This window comes from Enhydrobacter aerosaccus (genome assembly GCF_900167455.1).
Classification (GTDB): domain Bacteria; phylum Pseudomonadota; class Alphaproteobacteria; order Reyranellales; family Reyranellaceae; genus Reyranella; species Reyranella aerosaccus.
The window spans coordinates 245,762-263,892 of the sequence record NZ_FUWJ01000006.1 but is presented as its reverse complement, the minus strand read 5'-3'; the positions used below and the strand labels follow the sequence as shown (position 1 = coordinate 263,892).

The window sequence follows — 18,131 nt, the reverse complement described above, 5'->3', positions numbered from 1 at the left end:
TTCGTCAATGGCCAGTTACGACACCGTCATCCGCAATGGCCAGGTGGCCGACGGAACGGGCAAGAAACTGTTCTCGGCCGACGTCGCCTTGAAGGGAGACCGGATCGCTGCCGTCGAGGCTCCGGGCTCGCTCAAGGGCGACAACGAGATCGATGCGTCAGGCCGGGTGGTGGCGCCGGGCTTCATCGACGTCCATACACACGACGACACAGCGCTGATCGACAATCCAACGATGGCGATGAAGGCCAGCCAGGGTGTGACCACCGTCGTGTGCGGCAACTGCGGTGCCTCGGCGGCCCCCTATATCCGTGACGACTTCGGCCATTTCCTGAGCCTGATTGTCAAAAGACAGGAAAACGTCTCCAAGACCTTCGCGGAATTCGCAGCCAAGGTCCAGGCAGCCAAGCCGGCCATCAACGGCGCCTTCCTGATCGGCCATTCGACCCTCCGCATGAACGCGATGGGCGACGATCTGGCACGCCAGGCGACGCCGTCGGAGATCGGCCTGATGCGCGACCTGCTCGACCAGAGCCTGGAGCAAGGTGCCATCGGCATGTCGAGCGGCCTGTTCTATCCGCCCGCCATGGCGGCCTCGACCGACGAGGTGGCCGAGATCGCCAAGCCGCTGGGCAAGTGGGGCGGCGTCTACACGGCCCATATGCGCGACGAGGGCGACGATGTCCTGAAGTCGATGGACGAGACGTTCGAGATCGGCCGCCGCGCTGGCGCCGAGGTCATCGTCTCTCACCACAAGTGTTCGGGCCGCACCAACTTCGGCCGGATGAAGGAGACGCTGCCCAAGTTCACCGAAGCGATGAAGCAGCAGCAGATCGCCTTCGACGTCTATCCCTACGTTGCCGGGTCGACGATCCTGCGCAAGGAGATGCTCGATCGCGCCGACAAGGTGCTGATCACCTGGTCCGACACCGTGAAGGGCGTGAGCGGGCGCGACCTCAAGGAGATCGCGCAGGAGATGGGCTGCACCATCTACGAGGCGGCGGACCGACTTCAGCCGGCCGGCGCCATCTACTTCATGATGGACGAGAAGGATGTCCAGGCGGCTATGTCGCATCCGGGCGCCATGATCGGCTCCGACGGCATCCCCTTCGACACACATCCGCACCCGCGCCTGTGGGGCACCTTCCCTCGCGTCCTGGGCCACTATTCGCGCGACCTCAAGCTGTTCCCGCTCGAGGATGCAGTGCGGCGCATGACCTCCTACTCAGCCCAGCGCTTCCATCTCACCAAGCGCGGCGAGCTGAAGCCGGGCTTCTATGCCGACATCTGCATCTTCGATCCGGCGACCGTGATCGATACGGCGACCTTCGAGAAGCCGATCTCCGCAGCGAAGGGTATCGACACGGTCCTGTGCAATGGCGAGGTGGTATGGCGCGACGGCAAATCCGCCAGCGGCCGGGCCGGCCGCGCGCTCAAGCGCCAGGATCTGCAGGCAGAAGCAAAAGCCTCGGCCTGAAAACCGTCACCTGCAAAAGACAAAGGGCCTTGCTGATGCAAGGCCCTTTCTGTTTGCCTCAGTCGGCGCCTTCGTCCCGCCGTGTCCGTTCCAGTCGCTCATGTCGCTCCTGGGCTTCCACGGAAAGCGTCGCGATCGGACGGGCTTCGAGGCGCTTCAGCGAGATCGGCTCGCCGGTCTCCTCGCAGTAGCCGTAGCTGCCTTCCTCGATCGACTTCAAGGCGGAGTCGATCTTGGAGATGAGCTTGCGGAAGCGATCGCGGGTCCTCAATTCGAGGGACCGGTCCGTCTCCGCCGTTGCACGATCGGCGAGATCGGGCTGAGCGAGGCTCTCCTCCTGCATATTCTGCAATGTCTGGTTGGACTCCTCGATCAGCTCGGCTTTCCACTTCAGAAGCTTCTGACGGAAATATTCCTGCTGCATTGCATTCATGAACGGTTCGCGATCGGTCGGCCGGTAATTCTGCGGCAACGTAATCGACATCGTCGGCAACTCCACTCGCAGCGACTACACGTCCGCCTGGGGGAGGCGGACCTCAAGGCGCGCGGAGTATAGGGGCGGTCGATTGCCCCGCAAGTTCGTTCATGTGCCCCGTAAGTTCGTTCATGCCACCGCGCGGACTCTAGCCGTGCACTGCAGCAAAAACCGGGCCGCCAAAAGCCCTTAAGTTAGGGCAAATTCAGCCCGTCACGGAACCGTCTTTGCTGCAATGCAGCAAAACACCAAGTCCCAGCACCCGGGAAAACGCGGTGGAGAGATCAAAATCTGGATTGGCAGCAGTTGCTGCCACCGCCGCCTGCTCGAGGGTCGAAGAGGAGTGCAAGGCTGCAACCAGTGCCGCTTCGCCCTCCTCCAGGACAACAAAGCCCGCGTCGTCCGGTCGCCGGAAGACGAGGAGCCGGACGCCGGCGGCGCCGATATCCACCGGCTCTTCCGCGGCATCGGGCTGGGTCGCAGCCCAGATCCGATCCAGGGGATAGGCAGAACAGATCAGCGTCGTCCCTGCCGCCAGTTCGATGCACTGCAAGGGAAGGTCGTCGACCGGGATGCGAGCAAGATGGTCCCGCGTCAGACGGCTTCCGGTGGGGCTGTAGAACGCCATGTTCAACGCCCAGTCCAGGCGCGCAACGTCGGGCAGGTACGGCAGTTGGCCTACCACGGGATGCCGCTCGAGAAAGGCTGGGAAGGCGGCTCCGTATTCCGCGAGTACAGGACCTTCGGGCAGCTCATTCGTGATGAACGAGCGGGCCAGCCCCTTGAAGTAATCCTCGCCGACCAGCCGCTCGACGGTGACGTAGGTGCCGGCCAGGGCCTTGCTCAAACTCGTGAGGACATGGTGGCGATGGACGCGTAGGCGTGCGGCGGCCGATATCGAGTCTCCGGCCACGGGCAATGCGGTGTCGATGGTGATGCCTGATCCCAGCAGCTGCGCCGCAAAGGCTTTCTGAAGATCACGCAGCGCGGGCGCCACGTTCCTCTCCCTGCCGCAAGACCGCTTGCGCCTGTGCCGCCTCCGCCAACAGGACAGGCAGGCCGGGAATATCCGTGTCCCATTCAATCAGGGTCGGCCGCGGCCCGAAGCGATGCAACATCCTGCCGAAAAGCGACCACACAGCTTCCCTGACGGGAGAGCCATGGTCGTCGATGAGGATCGGCTCGCCATCGGCATCGTTCACGGCATAACCGGCCAGATGGTACTGCGTGATCGCCGCGCCAGGCAGTGTCTCGAGCCAAGCATTCGGGTCGAGGCGCAAATTGTGCGCCGTGACATGGACATTGTTGGCATCGAGCAGAAGGCCGCAGCCGGTCCGCCTGGCAAGTTCCGCCAGAAATTCCGGCTCCGACAACGTCGAATGCGCGAACGCCAGATAACAGGACGGATTCTCGATCGAAAGCTGGCGTCCCAGGGCCGATTGCACGCGGTCGACATTGCGGGCGACAACGTCGAGTGCCTCCTCCGTGTAGGGCAAGGGCAGGAGGTCGTTTAGGTACCTTCCGCCGACCACACTCCAGGAGAGATGGTCGGATACCAGATTCGGCTGCAGCCGCCGCACAAGCGTCGCGACGCGTTCAAGATGGTGCTCGTCGAGACCCTCGGCCGAGCCCAGCGACAGGCCGACGGCATGGATCGAGAATGGATAATCAACCCGCAGGTTCTCTACTGATGCGAGCGCCGGCGAGGGCAGAAGATAATTTTCCGCGTGAATCTCGAGGAAGCCGATCGCCGGCCTCTCCCGCACCACCTGATCCAGGTGCTGGGCACGAAGTCCGATCCCCGCGACAGCGCGCACCCTCAGCTCGACGTCAGCTTGCCGCCCACGATCTTCTGGCAAACGCCCTTGGGCACGGAGATCCAGGCATCGGTCTGCCCGTCGGTCTTGGAAGTGCCCGCGCAGGAAGAATGATCGGTCTGGCAGTCATTCTTCCCTGCCTTGGCGACGCCAAAGCATTTTTCCATACTGCCTTGGGCCTGCGCCGTCGCGGGCAGGGCAAGGGCCGCCGCCAGTGCTGCTGCGATCGCCATCCGACCTGTGCTCATCTGAAGCTCCCTCCAAAGGACATATGCTCTTATACAGGATACCGGCCGTTCTCGGTTCACATGCCGGCTATCGCTTTCACGCGCTGCTCTCACGCAATGGTGACGATCCTATGCCCGAAAAAGCCGGAAATGCCATGCTCATGCCCGGGGCGTTCGTGCGCCATCCCGATCGCCCAGACTGGGGGCTGGGCCAGATCCAGTCGATGATCGGCCATCGCATCACCGTCAATTTCGAGAATGCGGGGAAGGTTCTCATCGACGGGAACGTCGTGGAACTCGTGCCTGCCGAGCCGGGCCGAGATGCTGCTCCGCAATCTTGAGCTGCTCGGGCGTATTGACGTTCAGGAAGCACTCCCCACTCCCCGGCCAGACCAGTTCCTCGAAGCGATGCCGACGGGCGAACTCCTCGACTCGCCGCAGCCCTTCCTCCAGAAGCGCGCGGCGGAGGTCGGGAGCAAGCATGACCGACCAGACCCCGACTGTATGCTCCCGACGCAGCCCATGGCGCACCATCAGCACGTCGGGCTCCGGTACATGCATGTGGCCGCACAACCGCACCGTCAGATCCATCGGCAGCAATGGCACATCCGCTGGTGCCGTGACGATCCATCCGGCATGCGGATGATGCTTCAACGCCCATTCCATACCGGCAAGGATGCCGGCGAGAGGCCCTAGCCGGCGACCTTCCCTTTCAGCCAACTGCTGCACTTCCGGCAGATCCGGAATGACAGGCACGTTCAGGGATCGCCACGCAACAGCCGGCTCGTTGGCGACGACCACAAGGTCCATAACCTGGGGCCGTAGTCGCTCGACGACATGCGCGACCATGGGCTTGCCGGCCAGAGGCCGGAACGGCTTCGGCAAGCCGGGCCCCATTCTTCGCCCCTCGCCGCCCGCCAAGACCACCCCCACAAGCGCCGCGGCGCGAACCGGTCCAAGATTGTCGAGCGCGTTGACCATCGTGGGGGCACTATGCGAAGCGCTGACGGACAAGCAAGGGGAGGATTACCATGGCGCTGAACGTCAACAAGGTCGCCAACTGGCTGTATTCGGTCGAGAAGGCGCGGGCCGTGGTCGGGTGGTGGCCAGCGCAGTACATGCCGGAAGACGAACGGACTGCGTACAAGATCCAGGACGCCTTCCTGAAGAAGATCATTGCGAAGCAAGGTCCGGTCGTTGGCTACAAGATCGGCCTGACGGCTCCCCAGATATGGGAACAGACGGGCCTGCGCAGTCCAGCCTACGGCCCGATCCGCAAGAGGCGGGTATTCGAAGGCAAGACGTCGGTCCGCGCCGACCGGTGGACCCGGCTCGGCGTCGAACTGGAGATCATCCTTACCGTGAACGCCGATGTGCCGAAGCCCAAAGGCAAGCCGTACGACAAGGACACGATCGCACCCTATGTCGACAGCGCAAGAGCCGGCTTCGAACTCATCGAGGATCGTGGCGCGGACTACAGTCGCCTCACCGCCTTCGCCCTGATCATGGACCTGGGTTGGAACGGCGGGTCCCTGCTTGCCAAGCCGAACAAGAACTGGCGCAACCTCGATCTCGGCAACCTGGAGGGCTCGATCTCCTTCGACGGCAAGGTGGTCCGCACCGGCCATTCCGGCGATGTCATGGGCCACTGCTACAATTCATTGGCCTGGGTCGCCAACAAGCTCGCAGAGCATGGCAAGACGCTGAAAAAGGGCATGATCGTCTCGACCGGCAGCATGGTCGCCTGTCAGTTCGTGCCTCCAGGCAGCACGGCGGTCGGCAGGATCGAAGGGCTCGGAGAGGTCACACTCAAATACGAGCTGCCCAAATAGCCTCAGCGACGATCGCGCATCCAGGCAAAATCGGCAAAAGACGGATCGGCCCGCAATTGCCGCCACGACAGGCGTCGGACGGCATCGCGACCGACGACCAGCGCATCGTAATCGTCCGGGAAGAGCTGGGCGATCGCCGGATCGAGGGCGTTGAGCCCGCCGGTATAGGCGCCGAAGGCCGGCAGGATGACCCTGCTGCCATCGGTCAGGAAGCAACGCCGACGCAGCCCCCGGCCGCGAATCGTCAAGGCCGCGACCGGATGATAGTGGCCGGAAATCTCCCCCTCGGCTGGCCCGAACTGAGCCTCGTGGCGGAAGACGAGCGGCGCATGAGCGATCTGCTCCGCTACCAGTCCCCAGCCTTCGGGCGGTGGTGCCGGATCATGGTTTCCCGCAATCCAGATGAACTTCGCCAGGCTCGTCAGTCGTTCTATTTCGGCCCGCTCGAATGGCGGCAGCCGCTCGACGGCTTCGCCATCATGGAACGAGTCGCCGAGGCAGACGACGATTTCGGGACGCAACGCTTCGATCAACCTCCCCAGGGCTTGGAGCGTCTCGCGGGTATCATGTCGTGGCAGGAGCTTCAGAGCGTTGACCGCATAGGATGAGCCCTTCTCGAGATGCAGATCGGCCACCGCCAGCAACCGGCGGGCCGGCCAATGCAAGGCCCCCAATGGCAGAGCCTCCAGCCGCTCCCCGGCACAAACGAACTCGTAGGGCGTCATGGATGGATCGCTACCTCGGCACCGGTCGGAGTGACCGACGGCGCCATCGCAGCGCCATGAAGTCACGCCATCTCATCGTCAGAACGATTGACCAACCGGAGTCCTCTACGCAAGGTGGACCGATGAGTCGAGCTATGTGTTTGATTGCTGCCATGTTGCTGGTGCTGCCTCACGCGGTGTCAGCGCAAATGCAGCCCCATCGAGCCGAATATGCGCTGCGCTTGGGCACCAGCGCCAATGCGCCGCGGATCGGTACGGCTTTTCAGGACATCACGCTCGACTGCACCGGGTGGCATATCAAGCGCGACATCTCTTCGGAGATCGCGATCACCTCGGCCTGGAAACTGAGCCTTGCCTCCAAGCTCGACGGCGAAGAGGCCCGTAGCGGCAACGGCTTCCGCTATCGCGCCGTGCAGATACAGAATGGGGCGGAGCGCGACACCAAGGGCAAGATCCAACGCAGCGGCAAGGACTTGCGGGCGGAGATCGTTTCCCCCACTGGGCCATCGCAATTCATCCTACCTCCCCCGACCCTGATGCCTGTCGCCGCCATCAGCCATCTGGTGGATCGTCTCAAGGCGAAAGCGGCAGCTTTTCCCGCATTGATGTTCGACGCTGAGGTCGTGGGCGATGCCTTCCTGGTCGATGTCACGGAACTGGAGCCTGGCAGCCTGCGGCCCGCACCGCCTGCTGACAGCCCGGTCGCCGTACCGTCATCGCAGTCTTGGCCGGTGTTCATGACTTTCACCCGCGGTCGGGAGCAGGAGCAGAGACCGCTTTTTTCCGTCAGTGCGAAGGTGTTCGACAGCGGTGTTCTCGACCGGCTGACAGTCGATACCGGCCTGCTCAAGGTCACGGCGGACCTGCAGAGCCTGGAGATGCACAAGGCACCGACTTGTCCGGGTTCCTGAGAATTTAGAGCCTCCTCTTCTCGATCATCCGATCGGTAACACCGCGCGTATCAGATACGGAAACAGCGGTGGATACTGGTGACGTCTCTTGTCTGGTTTCGCAACGATCTTCGCCTCGCCGACAATCCGGCGTTGATGGCCGCGCTCGGCGCCGGCGAACCGATTGTCCCCGTTTACGTGTTGGACGAGGAAACAGAAGGCAAGCGTTCTCGTGGTGCCGCTTCCCGCTGGTGGCTCCATCATAGCCTTGCCGCTCTCGATTCGTCTTTGTGGCAACTCGGATCCCGCCTGATCCTACATCGTGGCAGCGCCGAACAGGCGATCGGGGCGATCGCCTCGGCGTGCGGCGCCTCTACCGTTTACTGGAACCGGGTCTATGACCAAGGCACTCTTGGCTCTGATCACCGGCTGAAGCGCCGCCTGCAAGATCGCGGCATCACGGTCGGCGACTTCAGGGGAGATCTTCTGTTCGAACCTTGGGAGGTCAAAACTGGCAGCGGCGGGCCCTTCAAGGTGTTCACGCCGTTCTGGAAAGCCTGCCAGGCGTTGCCGCCGCCGTCCGATCCGCTACCAGCGCCAAGGACACTGCCATCCCCCGCTTCATGGCCCGCCAGCGACCGTCTGGACAACTGGCGATTGCTACCGGCCGCGCCCGACTGGTCGGGCGGCCTCAAGGCGACATGGAGTCCGGGCGAAGCGACTGCGATCCGGCGTCTGGCGGCATTTCTCGAAGAGGCGTTGGCTCACTATCAGCAATGCCGCGACAAGCCGGCTTGCAATTCGACATCCCGCCTGTCGCCCCACCTCGCATTCGGCGAAATCAGCCCACGGCAGATCTGGCACGCTGTCAGATGCCGAGGCGCGTCGCCGGCATCCGACAAGTTTCTTGCCGAGCTGGGTTGGCGCGAATTCTCCTACCATCTTTTGTTTCACTTCAGCGATCTCACCGAGCGCAACTTCCGGGCACAATTCGACGCCTTTCCCTGGCTCGAAGGTGGGAGCGCGCTCGAAGCCTGGCGTCGCGGCCACACCGGCTACCCGATCGTCGATGCCGGTATGCGGCAACTTTGGGAGACGGGCTGGATGCACAATCGGGTGCGCATGATCACAGCCTCCTTCCTGACCAAGCACCTGCTCGTCGACTGGCGGCAAGGCGAGCGCTGGTTCTGGGACACGCTGGTCGATGCCGATCCGGCCAACAACGCCGCCTCGTGGCAGTGGGTCGCCGGCTGTGGCGCGGATGCGGCACCTTACTTCCGGATCTTCAATCCGATTCTGCAAGCCGAGAAATTCGATCCCAATGGCGAGTATGTACGCCGCTGGGTGCCAGAGCTCGCAAACCTTCCGGCAGAGACGATCCATCGCCCCTGGATGGCGAGGCTGCGACCTTCGCTCGAGATCTATCCGCCTCCGATCGTCGAGCACAGCGCTGCTCGCACAAGAGCGCTGCAGGCCTTTCGATCGCTGGCGCAAGCGGCCTAGGATCACGCGGGGGGAGGCTTATGAAAATCGCTGTCGTCGGGGCCGGTATCGCCGGGCTGGGAGCTGCGTGGCTGCTCCATCGAAAGCACGATGTCGTCGTCTACGAACGCGAGCCGCGGTTGGGCGGCCATGCTTGCACCGTGGATGTCCTTACCCCAGAGGCCCGTCGAGCGGTCGACATGGGCTTCATCGTGTTCAACGAACGGAACTATCCCGATCTTGTGGCCCTGTTCCAGCAGCTCGGCGTGGCGACCGAGCCGTCCGACATGTCCTTTGCCGTGAGCCAGGACGATGGCCGGTTTGAGTATTCAAGTTCGTACGCGGGCTATGTCGCGCAGCGAAGCAATCTGGTGAGACCATCGTTTCTGCGCATGACCCGGGATATCCTGCGCTTCAACCGGCTGGCACCGAGGCTTCTGAAGAAGGCCGAAAATCTCGACCTCTCGATCGGCGACTTCATCAAGGAGGCGAAGCTGAGCGATGCCTTCCGCGATCGTTATCTGGTACCCATGGCTTCCTGCATATGGTCCAGCCCGCTGGCCGAAGTGCTTGATTATCCGGCACAGACCTTTGCCCGGTTCTTCGACAACCATGGCCTGTTGTCGGTGGGGGCCCATCTGCGTTGGCGCACCGTGAGCGGCGGCAGCCGAACCTATGTCGAGCGCATCGCTGCTCCGCTGCGCCGCCGGGCTCGCCTTGGAACGGCGGTCGTGTCGATACAACGAGACCGGAATGGCGTTCTGATCCGGGACAGCGCCGGGCAGTGGGACCGCTTCGATAAGGTCATCCTGGCTTCTCATGCCGACCAGGCGCTCGCGCTTCTCGCCGATCCGAGTGCTCTGGAACGAGAACTGCTGGGCTGCTTCGCCTATTGTTCCAACGAAGTATGGCTGCATGCCGACCCGGACCTGATGCCGAGACGACGCAGCGTGTGGTCGAGTTGGAATTACATCGCAGCGAATGGCGATCGCATGGCCAAGACCAGCGTGACCTACTGGATGAACCGCCTGCAGAACCTACCCGGCCGCGACCTGTTCGTCTCGGTCAATCCTCCCCGCCCGCCCGCCGCGGCGACTGTCTACGACCGCCGAACGTTCGAACATCCCATGTACGATGCCGCAGCCATCCGCGCCCAGCGGGCGCTGTCGCAAATCCAGGGCGTTCGCGACATCTACTTCTGTGGCAGCTATTGCGGTTACGGCTTCCATCAGGACGCGTTGTCGGCTGGACTCGAGGTCGCAGAACAGTTGGGAGTCACGCGGCCCTGGGCAACACCGCGGCGCCGGGGAGTGCTGCAAATCCCGACGCTGCTCGCCCCCGATCCCGATCTTCATCCGCAGCCCGTGCCCGCTCTGGCGCGGGCTGCCGCGGAAGCCTGATGACGGTGTCCCATACGGTTGTGGACTCCGTCGTCGTTCACCGGCGGACTCGGCCGGCCACGAATTCCTTTCGCTATCGCGTACCGTATCTTTGCCTGAACCTCGATGCTCTGGATCACGTCGGCCTGCATCGGCTCAAGATCGACCGTCCCGGACTGGTTGCCTTCTACCGCAAGGATCACGGGGCGCGCGACGGCGGAGATCTTCTTACCTGGATCCGCGCCATCCTTGCCAGTCACGGCCTGGCGGATCGAGCCCGCGGCGCGATCGTATTGATGACGCTGCCGAGACTCCTGGGCTTCGTTTTCAATCCAGTCAGCTTCTGGTTCTGCCACGACACGGATGGCTCACTGCAGGCCGTACTGTGCGAGGTCAACAATACCTTCGGCGAAAGCCATTGCTATCTCGTGCATCATACCGAGCCGCGTCCGCTCGAACCGCAGCACTGGGTCGATGGCCGCAAGGTATTTCACGTCTCTCCGTTTCTCCCGGTCGACGGGACATATCGCTTCCGCTTCCGGTTCGAGGTAGACCGCGTCCTGGTCGACGTGCAGTATCACGACAGCGACGGTCTCCTCCTGAAGACATCAGTTGGCGGCCAGCGGAAGCGACTCGATGATCCTCAGCTCCTCCGACACTTCCTTCTCAACCCTACCGCGACTTTCTCGGTCGTGGCGCGCATCCACTGGCAGGCGCTGCGGCTTTGGCGGAAGGGTATCCGGTGGTACCGCAAACCACCGCCGCCGCGCACCGCGGTCACTCGATCGACATCATGACCATCTCTGCGCATTTGCTGCTCAAGGCGCTTGAGCGCCTGTCGGTCGGGCGGTTGACACTGCGCCTGCCCGACGGAACGACGCGCAGCTTCGGAAGTGCCGACGCCACGCTTCAGGCAGACCTGTCGGTCAAGCGGTGGCGCTTCTTCCGCCGTGTCCTGATGGATGGCGATATAGGTTTCGCCGAGGCCTATATGGCCGGAGACTGCGATTCATCCGACCTGTCCACGCTCATCACCGTGCTTGCCTCCAATATGGAGTCGCTCGGCCGCGTCTCTTATGCCAACCCGCTACAGAATGTCTTCCTGAAGTTGCTGCATCGCCGACGGAATAACACCCGCAGAGGCTCGAAGCGAAACATCCAGGCCCATTACGATCTGGGCAACGACTTCTACAGTCTCTGGCTCGATCGGACGATGAGCTATTCCGCGGCGCTCTATGCAGGTCGCGCCGATAAGTCCCTCGAGGCAGCGCAGACGGACAAATATCAACGCATCCTCGACCGGATCGACGCCCGCCAGGGCGACAGCATTCTCGAGATCGGATGTGGCTGGGGCGGCTTCGCCGAGGCCGCCGCCCGACGCGGCCTGCGTGTGACCGCCGTCACGATCTCGCGGCAACAGCTCGAATTTGCCCAACGTCGATTGGCGCAGGCCGGACTTGGCGACCGGGTCGACCTTCAGTTCCGCGATTACCGCGATATCGAGGGATGCTACGACCACATCGTTTCGATCGAGATGGTCGAGGCGGTCGGGGAGAATTACTGGCCCGATTACTTCAGGGCCCTGAAGCGGCATCTCTTCCCCGGCGGCTCCGCTCTGGTGCAGGCTATCGTCATCGCCGACCACCTGTTCGAGACCTATCGCCAGCATCCGGATTTCATCCAGACCCATATCTTCCCCGGGGGCATGCTGCTATCGCCCACCAGGATCACCGAGCAGTGCCGCAGGGCAGGGTTGAAAATTGCCGAGCTGTATAGTTTCGGACTGGACTATGCATATACGCTGGAGAACTGGCTCCAGCGTTTCGACAAAATGGCGGACCAGATCGCCGCCCAGGGCTTCGACGAGCGTTTCCGCCGCATGTGGCGATATTACCTGGCCTACTGCGCCGCCGGCTTTGCCAGCGGCCGTACAGATGTTTTGCAGGCGCACTTCAAACATATATAAGAAGGCCCAATAAAACGTCGTCCAAGCAAACGCGACGCGTCGCAGGAAGGCCTTGGGGTGCACGCAGGACCGACCGGAACCGGCACCGCCGGATCCGCGAAAATCAAGTTCGAGCGCTTGGTCGCCTACTCGACCTTGCAATTGCCGCTGGCCATGGCGGCCTTGCCGGTCGTGCTCAATGTCAGCCATTTCTACGGCGAACTGCTGAAGGTGCCACTCGAGTTGATGGGCGCGATCTTCATCTTCGCGCGCATCGTCGATGCGGTTCAGGACCCCGTCATCGGTTTGATCAGCGATCGCTTCACGCATCGCGGGCCACGCGGCCGCCTGACCTTTGTCGCGCTGATGATTCCGGTCCTTGCCGCCGGCTTCCTGATGCTGTTCGCCCCGCCACAGGCCTGGCACGAGCGCCAGACGGTCATGGCGATCTGGCTAATTGCCGCCCTGCTACTGGTCCATCTCGGCTATTCCGGCGTGTCCATCAGCTACCATTCCCACGGGGCCGAGCTCACCGACGATTACAACGAACGCACCAAGGTAACAGTAGGTCGCGAGGTCTTCGGGCTGCTCGGCATGACCATCGCCGTGGTGATGCCGACCGCCCTCACCGCCCTGCTGGGCGAAGGGCGCGGCTACATGCTGCTGGGACTGCTCTTCATCCCGGTCGTGATCCTGTTTGCGGCGCCGACGCTGCTCGGCTCGGGTCCCTCGGTGCATCCGCCGGTCGTGCACGGCAATCGCAGCCCCTTCTTCGCCTTCTTCGCGCCGCTCAAGAACCGGCTGTTCCGCCGCCTGCTGCTGATCTTCATCGTCAACGGCTCGGCGCTCGGCGTCGCGGTTACCGTCATGCTCTTCTACGTCGAGCATGTCCTGCAGGGCACCAAGCTGCAGGCCGGCATCATCCTGCTGGTCTATTTCGTCACCGGCGCGGCCAGCGTGCCGATGTGGCTGCTCCTGTCCCGCCGCATCAGCAAGATGGCGGCCTGGTTCGTCGGCATGCTGCTGACGGCCGTGGCGATGGGGCTGGCCATCTTCATCGGGCCCGGCGACTTCTACTGGTTCCTGGGCATCTCGGTCATCACCGGTATCGGTCTCGGCGCCGATTACGGCCTGCCGCCCTCCATCCTCGCCGACATCATCAACGCGCCGGAAGGCGGCGAAACACGCGGCAAGACCGGCACCTATTTCGGCCTCTGGGCGCTGGCCACCAAGCTGGCGACGGCGATCGGCGCGGCCGGTTCCCTACCCGTCTCGGCCCTGCTCGGCTTCGATCCGGCGCGCGGCCGTTACGGCACCTTCGCTCTGGTGGTCGTCTATGTAGTGGTGCCGGTGGTGATCAAGATCGCGGCCGCCCTGCTGGCCTGGTTCATCCATGTCGAGCCGGACCGTGGATCGGTACGCGAGGAATTTCGCCGCAAGGCCTGACGTCAGGCAAAGAGGTCGAGCGTTCTCGCCGGACGCTGGCCGAAGTCGACCGGGCGTCCCCAGCAGCCGCGGGCCAACGTCGAATAGACATTGCGGAAATCCACGGTGTGCCTGAGGTCACCGTCCTGAAGATCCGCCAGCGAGGGATACTGTCCATGCAGCCCGCCCTTGATGGCGCCGCCCAGGATGAACTGCGGCGCGGCCGTGCCATGATCGGTACCGCCGCTGGCATTCTGGCGCGCACGCCGGCCGAATTCCGAATAGCTCATGACAACCACCTCTTTCCAGAGATCCGCCGCGATCAGATTCTTGCGGAAGGTGGCCAGGCCATCGGCCAGCGCCCCCAGCAGGCGTTCCTGGGTTGGAACCTGGTTGGCATGCGTGTCGAACCCCGTCAGCGCCACCTTGATGGCGATCACCGGCACCCGGGCAAGAAGCAGGCGCGTCGCCAGATCGAGCTCTCGCCCGAAGCCGTTGTCGGCGCCATAGGCATAGGCCGGCGCCGGACCATCGCGCAGCTGACTGCGCAGTCCGGCCGCCGCCGCGTTGACCTCGTGCCGCACCTCGAGCAGATGCCGCAGCGCCGGGTTGCCGTCGTCACGGGGATCGCCGGCATCCTTCATCGCCGCCGCCTGCTTCAGGAAATTCTCCGCGTCCTGCATGACGATCGTCCGCAGACCGCTTCCCATCATCGGCAAGGAATTGGTGTCGACCACGATCGCATCGACTCCGGCTCCCTTCGGCAGAGAGACGCCATCGAAGGCATGGGATACCCATCCCTCGCTCAGCGTCTGACTGGACGCGGACGCCGTGTCCCAGATCTCGATCGAGCGGAAATGGGAGCGATTGGGATAAGGATAGCCAACGCCCTGGACGATGGCGAAATCCCGCGCCTTCCACGACTCCATCAGAGGGGCGAGCTTGTCGTGCAATCCCACGTGCTCGTCGAGCTGCAGTACACGATCGCGTGCCACGCCGATGCCTGGGCGATACTGGCGGTAGAGCGGGTCCGCATAGGGCACGACGGTGTTGAGCCCGTCGTTACCTCCCTTCAGCTCCACGACGACCAGGATGCGCCGGGACGATGCGTCCGCGAGTGCGGGCCGTGCCGCGATGACCGCAGACAACGCGCCGATACCGAACAGGAAGTGGCGGCGATCCATGGCAACCTCCTCACTTCAATTGGTAAGCGGGATCGAGCAGGGCCGCGGCGACCACGGCGCCGGCCGACAGGCCGGTGGTATCGACCGCATCGATCGGCTTGTGCGGCAGGAGCGTGCGAACCAGCCGTCCGGTGTCGACACCCAACAGCGTCGGGCCGAGCCGGGCTTCGTAGCCGGCATCCCGCAGGCTGCGGCCCTCGACCGGGCGCATGTTCGCCATGGCCTGATCCGGACCGACCTGCTGGCGCCGCTCCGCGCGGCGATTGGGCGCCATCGCCATGTTGCCATCGAGCGATGAAACCGTGCTGGCCTCGATCATGCGGCGCAGGAACTGCTGCCGAAGAAGCAGGGTATTGGTCGTGATCCAGCTCTCGCCGCCCGGCCATCCCTTGACGTTCGGCGGATCGAACAGCGATTGGCCGAGCCCAGCCATCATGCGCACCAACGGTGTCTTCTCGGGAACCGGCAGGCCGAGCAGATGGGCCGTGCCGACGATGAGCTCGACCGGCGACTTGATGAGCGCGCCGCGATTGCCTGGATCGCGGAAAGCGGGCGACAGGAACATCGCCCGCAGCAGCGGCTTCATCTCGTAGTTGCTGCTGCGGAAGATGCCGGCGAGGCGGCCGATCTCGGCACGGTCGGGCGTCAGCGACACGAATTCCCGCCACAGCTTCTCGACAATGGTTTCCGCCGTTCGCGGCTGGCGCAGCAGGATGGCAATGATGTCGTCGCCGTTGAAAGCGCCGGTCTGGCCGAGGAAGGTCTTTTCGCCGTTGTCGTGCTGCTGCATGCGATCGAGGAATTGCCCGGTATCGCGATCGATCGACCAGCCGGTGAAGGCTCGCGCCGCATTCTTGATGTCCGCCTCGCTGTAATGACCCTCGCCCAGGGTGAACAGCTCGAGCAATTCGCGGGCGAAGTTCTCGTTGGGCTGCCGGGCCACATTGCGCACGCCGTCGAGATAGATGAGCATCGCCGGATCGCGTGCGACAGCCTTCAGCAGCGTCGCGAAATTGCCGAGAGCCTCGCGCCGGAACAGCACGTTCTGCCGATAGAGCGACGGCACATAGCGCACCTTCTGGACCGAGGAGGTGAAATGGTTGTGCCAGAACAACGTCATCTTCTCGACCAGGGGCTGGTCGGTCACGAGCATCTCCTCGACCCACCAGCACCGCAGCTCACGCCCCTGCTCCCGGATGAGTTGGGCCACGACGTTCACGGGCTTGCCGTCTGCTTCCTTCCTGGCGGCCGCCTCGCGCTGCTGGCGAACGAAGGATGGCGCCTCGTCGACCCAGCCCGGCGCCGGAGCCGACGCTAGCGTCCGCGACCTGGACAACATCCGGTCGACGACCGCGGTAAAATCCAGCGGCTCCAGCGCCTGGATTTCCGCCGGTGTTCCACCAAAAGAGGTGCGGGACAGCAGGTGGCGCGCGTCGTCGAAACCCATTGCCGATGCGGCGCGGCTCAAGCTCGGAGCCGTCAACGCCACCGGAAGTGCAACCGCTCCGCTCACGAAACCACGTCGACCGAGCCGAGCCGTCATGACAACGCTCCTATTGCGAGGGACGCGCCGGACCTGGGGGTGGTGGTGGCGTCCCGTTGGGTCCACGCCAGCCTGGCGGGCCGCCATAGCGATCGGCAAGGATGGTATGCAGCCGGTCGCGTTGATCCGGACGGAGATGATTGGCGAGTTCGGCAATCGCCGCGAGATTTTCCTTTTGCTGCTCGGCCCGCAATTTCGTCATCTGATCGACCAGCCCATTGATCTGGCTCATGTCGAACTCGGGCTTGCGCAACTCGTCCGCCATGGCGTGCCGGATACTCTGGATCTCCAGGAACCGCTCGTGGCGCGCACTGGCATAGCTGTCGAATGTCTCCTTGAGAGCCTGGCGCTGCGAGGCATCGAGATTGACGTCCTGGGATAGCATCTCGAGCGGACTGCTGCGCCCCGGCGCGGGACGTGGGCCGGGTTGGACGACAGCAGGTGGCTCGATCCAGCTTCGATAGACAAACCCCGCGAGAACGAAGCAATTCAGGAGCAACGACAGGCCGAGCAGGACCTGGGTCAGGCGGGACGACATGTCAGATGTTGTCCGTGAAGAGGTCGTTCAGCTGCCGCGTGGTATCGCTGCCCAAAGGCGCCGGGACTGTCGTCGACGACTGGATCGACGCGTATTTCTGTTCGGCGAAGGAGGCGCCGAGGCCGCCGCCCATGGCGAAGCCGACAGCCGCCACGATCACGGCCGCTCCGGCCATCACACCGCGCTGGAACGCAAAGCCCGAGTCGAACGAGGGCAGCAGGCTGGCCAGCAGACCGCTCGGCCACCAGGCACCGACTCCCGCGGACGACCGCCCTGACTGCGCCCCGACAAGCGCCTGTGCCCGTCGCACCATCTTGGGCGGCGGTGCAGGCAACGGCTTGCCCAGAATATCGGCGAGATCCAATGCCGCCGCGCGCAGCTTGGGATCGCGTGCCAAGGCCGCCTCGATCTGGGCCGCTTCGCGCTCCGTCAGGGTGCCGTCGAGCCAGGCCGCCAGTTCGAGATCGGAAACCGCCACCGACCCCTGAGCGGGCTCGAGGGCAAGGCCCTGCCACAGCTCCTTGTCGCTCTTTCTGGTTGGTTCCGTGTTCATATCCGCTCTCCAAAGTACCTTACGCCATACTGACGAACTTCATCCCCCGACTATCGAGATTCTTCCCGGAAATGTTCTCGCAACCGCAGCAATGCCTTGTGATGTGTGCTGCGTACCGTCTGGGCGTCAATTTTCAGCATCTGCGCAACTTCGGAAACCTCGCATTCTTCGTCATAGAGAAACTTGAGAATGAGTGTCTGGCGCTCGGTCAGCAGGCCGTCCGGGATCTTCAGCTTCTCGACATGGCGATCCTCCACCGCCAGCGCCGTTTCCGGCACCTCGTCGATCGGAGAGGTCGCCTGCCGCCGCCGCCGGGCGAAATCGACCGCGGCCGAACGCGCCACGACCGCGAGCCAGGTGGACATGCCGGCGCGCGCCGGATCGTAGGTCTTGAGCAGCCTGAAATCGTTGGCGCACAGGCGAACGAACACATCCTGGGCCGCATCCAGCACATCGTCCTCGCTCAGGCGGTAGGTGCTAAGAGCCCGTCTGACGACCGCGTTGATCAGCGGAGAAGCCGCCTCGACGAACGCGTCCCATGTCCGTTTGTGTCCTGCCGCCAAAGAGCGCAGGTCGATCTGGTTAAGTTCCGTCACACCCGCGCGTTCCGTTCCGTGCTGCCCTGCAGTTTATCAGTGTTTG

General features: G+C 63.5%; 20 protein-coding genes. 9 read left to right on the top strand and 11 right to left on the bottom strand.

Translation table 11 applies throughout. The annotated features are described in order from the left end of the window. The first annotated feature begins 7 nt into the window (after positions 1-7). Positions 8-1,474: an N-acyl-D-amino-acid deacylase family protein gene (locus tag B5D62_RS21470; protein WP_085935983.1), complete on the top strand. Its 1,467-nt coding sequence runs from the start codon at positions 8-10 to the stop codon at positions 1,472-1,474. Between the two features lie 58 nt (positions 1,475-1,532). On the opposite strand, the gene dksA is transcribed toward B5D62_RS21470, so the two are convergent. The 4 genes from dksA to B5D62_RS21450 form a co-directional block, all read right to left on the bottom strand. Next, a complete protein-coding gene (dksA, locus tag B5D62_RS21465) occupies positions 1,533-1,958 on the bottom strand; it encodes an RNA polymerase-binding protein DksA (RefSeq protein ID WP_085936020.1) in 426 nt (141 codons plus the stop codon). 196 nt (positions 1,959-2,154) lie between these two features. After that, complete coding sequence (locus tag B5D62_RS21460; protein WP_170921060.1) at positions 2,155-2,946, bottom strand: HvfC/BufC N-terminal domain-containing protein; 792 nt, start codon at positions 2,944-2,946, stop codon at positions 2,155-2,157. Then, positions 2,927-3,766 (bottom strand): MNIO family bufferin maturase, encoded by an 840-nt coding sequence (gene bufB / locus B5D62_RS21455; RefSeq protein WP_231714886.1) that lies wholly within the window; start codon positions 3,764-3,766, stop codon positions 2,927-2,929. The genes B5D62_RS21460 and bufB overlap by 20 nt, the downstream gene beginning before the upstream one ends. 2 nt (positions 3,767-3,768) lie before the next feature. After that, a complete protein-coding gene (locus tag B5D62_RS21450) occupies positions 3,769-4,014 on the bottom strand; it encodes a BufA1 family periplasmic bufferin-type metallophore (RefSeq protein ID WP_085936019.1) in 246 nt (81 codons plus the stop codon). A gap of 23 nt (positions 4,015-4,037) precedes the next feature. Between B5D62_RS21450 and B5D62_RS34270 the strand changes: the two genes are divergently transcribed. Beyond that, on the top strand, positions 4,038-4,334 hold the full coding sequence (locus B5D62_RS34270) for a DUF3553 domain-containing protein (protein WP_336470168.1): 297 nt from the start codon (positions 4,038-4,040) through the stop codon (positions 4,332-4,334). Here B5D62_RS34270 and mobA read toward each other — a convergent pair. Further along, positions 4,267-4,974 carry a molybdenum cofactor guanylyltransferase gene (mobA, locus tag B5D62_RS21440; RefSeq protein ID WP_085935981.1) on the bottom strand — a complete coding sequence of 236 codons (708 nt, stop codon included), beginning with the start codon at positions 4,972-4,974 and terminating at the stop codon, positions 4,267-4,269. The two genes, B5D62_RS34270 and mobA, sit on opposite strands and share 68 nt — an antisense overlap. A gap of 50 nt (positions 4,975-5,024) precedes the next feature. On the opposite strand from mobA, the gene B5D62_RS21435 reads away from it, so the two are divergent. Beyond that, positions 5,025-5,825 carry a 2-keto-4-pentenoate hydratase gene (locus B5D62_RS21435; RefSeq protein ID WP_085935980.1) on the top strand — a complete coding sequence of 267 codons (801 nt, stop codon included), beginning with the start codon at positions 5,025-5,027 and terminating at the stop codon, positions 5,823-5,825. 2 nt (positions 5,826-5,827) lie between these two features. On the opposite strand, the gene pdeM is transcribed toward B5D62_RS21435, so the two are convergent. Beyond that, entirely contained in the window at positions 5,828-6,550 is a 723-nt protein-coding gene (pdeM, locus tag B5D62_RS21430) for a ligase-associated DNA damage response endonuclease PdeM (protein WP_085935979.1), read from the bottom strand. A 134-nt stretch (positions 6,551-6,684) separates the two neighbouring features. Here pdeM and B5D62_RS21425 point away from each other — a divergent pair, with 134 nt between their 5' ends. From B5D62_RS21425 to B5D62_RS21400, 6 genes are all read left to right on the top strand, one after another. Then, complete coding sequence (locus B5D62_RS21425; protein WP_170921059.1) at positions 6,685-7,461, top strand: EipB family protein; 777 nt, start codon at positions 6,685-6,687, stop codon at positions 7,459-7,461. Positions 7,462-7,539: 78 nt separating this feature from the next. Beyond that, entirely contained in the window at positions 7,540-8,943 is a 1,404-nt protein-coding gene (locus B5D62_RS21420) for a cryptochrome/photolyase family protein (protein ID WP_269435115.1), read from the top strand. 20 nt (positions 8,944-8,963) lie between these two features. Next, positions 8,964-10,322 carry an NAD(P)/FAD-dependent oxidoreductase gene (locus B5D62_RS21415; RefSeq protein ID WP_085935976.1) on the top strand — a complete coding sequence of 453 codons (1,359 nt, stop codon included), beginning with the start codon at positions 8,964-8,966 and terminating at the stop codon, positions 10,320-10,322. After that, complete coding sequence (locus B5D62_RS21410) at positions 10,322-11,098, top strand: DUF1365 domain-containing protein (RefSeq protein WP_085935975.1); 777 nt, start codon at positions 10,322-10,324, stop codon at positions 11,096-11,098. Before B5D62_RS21415 ends, B5D62_RS21410 begins: the two co-directional genes overlap by 1 nt. Continuing rightward, on the top strand, positions 11,026-12,267 hold the full coding sequence (locus B5D62_RS21405; protein ID WP_231714885.1) for an SAM-dependent methyltransferase: 1,242 nt from the start codon (positions 11,026-11,028) through the stop codon (positions 12,265-12,267). Before B5D62_RS21410 ends, B5D62_RS21405 begins: the two co-directional genes overlap by 73 nt. A gap of 57 nt (positions 12,268-12,324) precedes the next feature. Beyond that, positions 12,325-13,692, top strand: a complete 1,368-nt coding sequence (locus tag B5D62_RS21400; RefSeq protein WP_085935974.1) for an MFS transporter — start codon at positions 12,325-12,327, stop codon at positions 13,690-13,692. A 2-nt stretch (positions 13,693-13,694) separates the two neighbouring features. Here B5D62_RS21400 and B5D62_RS21395 read toward each other — a convergent pair whose 3' ends face one another. Genes B5D62_RS21395 through B5D62_RS21375 form a run of 5 tightly spaced genes read right to left on the bottom strand, consistent with a single transcriptional unit; the run spans position 13,695 to position 18,085 of the window. Next, complete coding sequence (locus B5D62_RS21395; RefSeq protein WP_085935973.1) at positions 13,695-14,855, bottom strand: DUF1501 domain-containing protein; 1,161 nt, start codon at positions 14,853-14,855, stop codon at positions 13,695-13,697. Positions 14,856-14,865: 10 nt separating this feature from the next. After that, positions 14,866-16,398, bottom strand: coding sequence for a DUF1800 domain-containing protein (locus B5D62_RS21390; protein ID WP_170921058.1), 1,533 nt, complete (start codon positions 16,396-16,398; stop codon positions 14,866-14,868). 10 nt (positions 16,399-16,408) lie between these two features. After that, entirely contained in the window at positions 16,409-16,936 is a 528-nt protein-coding gene (locus B5D62_RS21385; RefSeq protein WP_085935971.1) for a Spy/CpxP family protein refolding chaperone, read from the bottom strand. A 1-nt stretch (position 16,937) separates the two neighbouring features. Beyond that, positions 16,938-17,489, bottom strand: coding sequence for an anti-sigma factor family protein (locus B5D62_RS21380; protein ID WP_085935970.1), 552 nt, complete (start codon positions 17,487-17,489; stop codon positions 16,938-16,940). A 50-nt stretch (positions 17,490-17,539) separates the two neighbouring features. Then, on the bottom strand, positions 17,540-18,085 hold the full coding sequence (locus tag B5D62_RS21375; RefSeq protein WP_085935969.1) for an RNA polymerase sigma factor: 546 nt from the start codon (positions 18,083-18,085) through the stop codon (positions 17,540-17,542). Between the last annotated feature and the right edge of the window lie 46 nt (positions 18,086-18,131).

Excerpts from the sequence above, each read along its gene's own strand:
- B5D62_RS21470 (WP_085935983.1), top strand. The coding sequence starts at position 8 with ATGGCCAGTTACGACACCGTCATCCGCAATGGCCAGGTGGCCGACGGA.
- dksA (WP_085936020.1), bottom strand. The coding sequence starts at position 1,958 with ATGTCGATTACGTTGCCGCAGAATTACCGGCCGACCGATCGCGAACCG.
- B5D62_RS21450 (WP_085936019.1), bottom strand. The coding sequence starts at position 4,014 with ATGAGCACAGGTCGGATGGCGATCGCAGCAGCACTGGCGGCGGCCCTT.
- B5D62_RS34270 (WP_336470168.1), top strand. The coding sequence starts at position 4,038 with ATGCTCTTATACAGGATACCGGCCGTTCTCGGTTCACATGCCGGCTAT.
- mobA (WP_085935981.1), bottom strand. The coding sequence starts at position 4,974 with ATGGTCAACGCGCTCGACAATCTTGGACCGGTTCGCGCCGCGGCGCTT.
- B5D62_RS21435 (WP_085935980.1), top strand. The coding sequence starts at position 5,025 with ATGGCGCTGAACGTCAACAAGGTCGCCAACTGGCTGTATTCGGTCGAG.
- pdeM (WP_085935979.1), bottom strand. The coding sequence starts at position 6,550 with ATGACGCCCTACGAGTTCGTTTGTGCCGGGGAGCGGCTGGAGGCTCTG.
- B5D62_RS21425 (WP_170921059.1), top strand. The coding sequence starts at position 6,685 with ATGTGTTTGATTGCTGCCATGTTGCTGGTGCTGCCTCACGCGGTGTCA.
- B5D62_RS21415 (WP_085935976.1), top strand. The coding sequence starts at position 8,964 with ATGAAAATCGCTGTCGTCGGGGCCGGTATCGCCGGGCTGGGAGCTGCG.
- B5D62_RS21410 (WP_085935975.1), top strand. The coding sequence starts at position 10,322 with ATGACGGTGTCCCATACGGTTGTGGACTCCGTCGTCGTTCACCGGCGG.
- B5D62_RS21395 (WP_085935973.1), bottom strand. The coding sequence starts at position 14,855 with ATGGATCGCCGCCACTTCCTGTTCGGTATCGGCGCGTTGTCTGCGGTC.
- B5D62_RS21390 (WP_170921058.1), bottom strand. The coding sequence starts at position 16,398 with ATGACGGCTCGGCTCGGTCGACGTGGTTTCGTGAGCGGAGCGGTTGCA.
- B5D62_RS21385 (WP_085935971.1), bottom strand. The coding sequence starts at position 16,936 with ATGTCGTCCCGCCTGACCCAGGTCCTGCTCGGCCTGTCGTTGCTCCTG.
- B5D62_RS21380 (WP_085935970.1), bottom strand. The coding sequence starts at position 17,489 with ATGAACACGGAACCAACCAGAAAGAGCGACAAGGAGCTGTGGCAGGGC.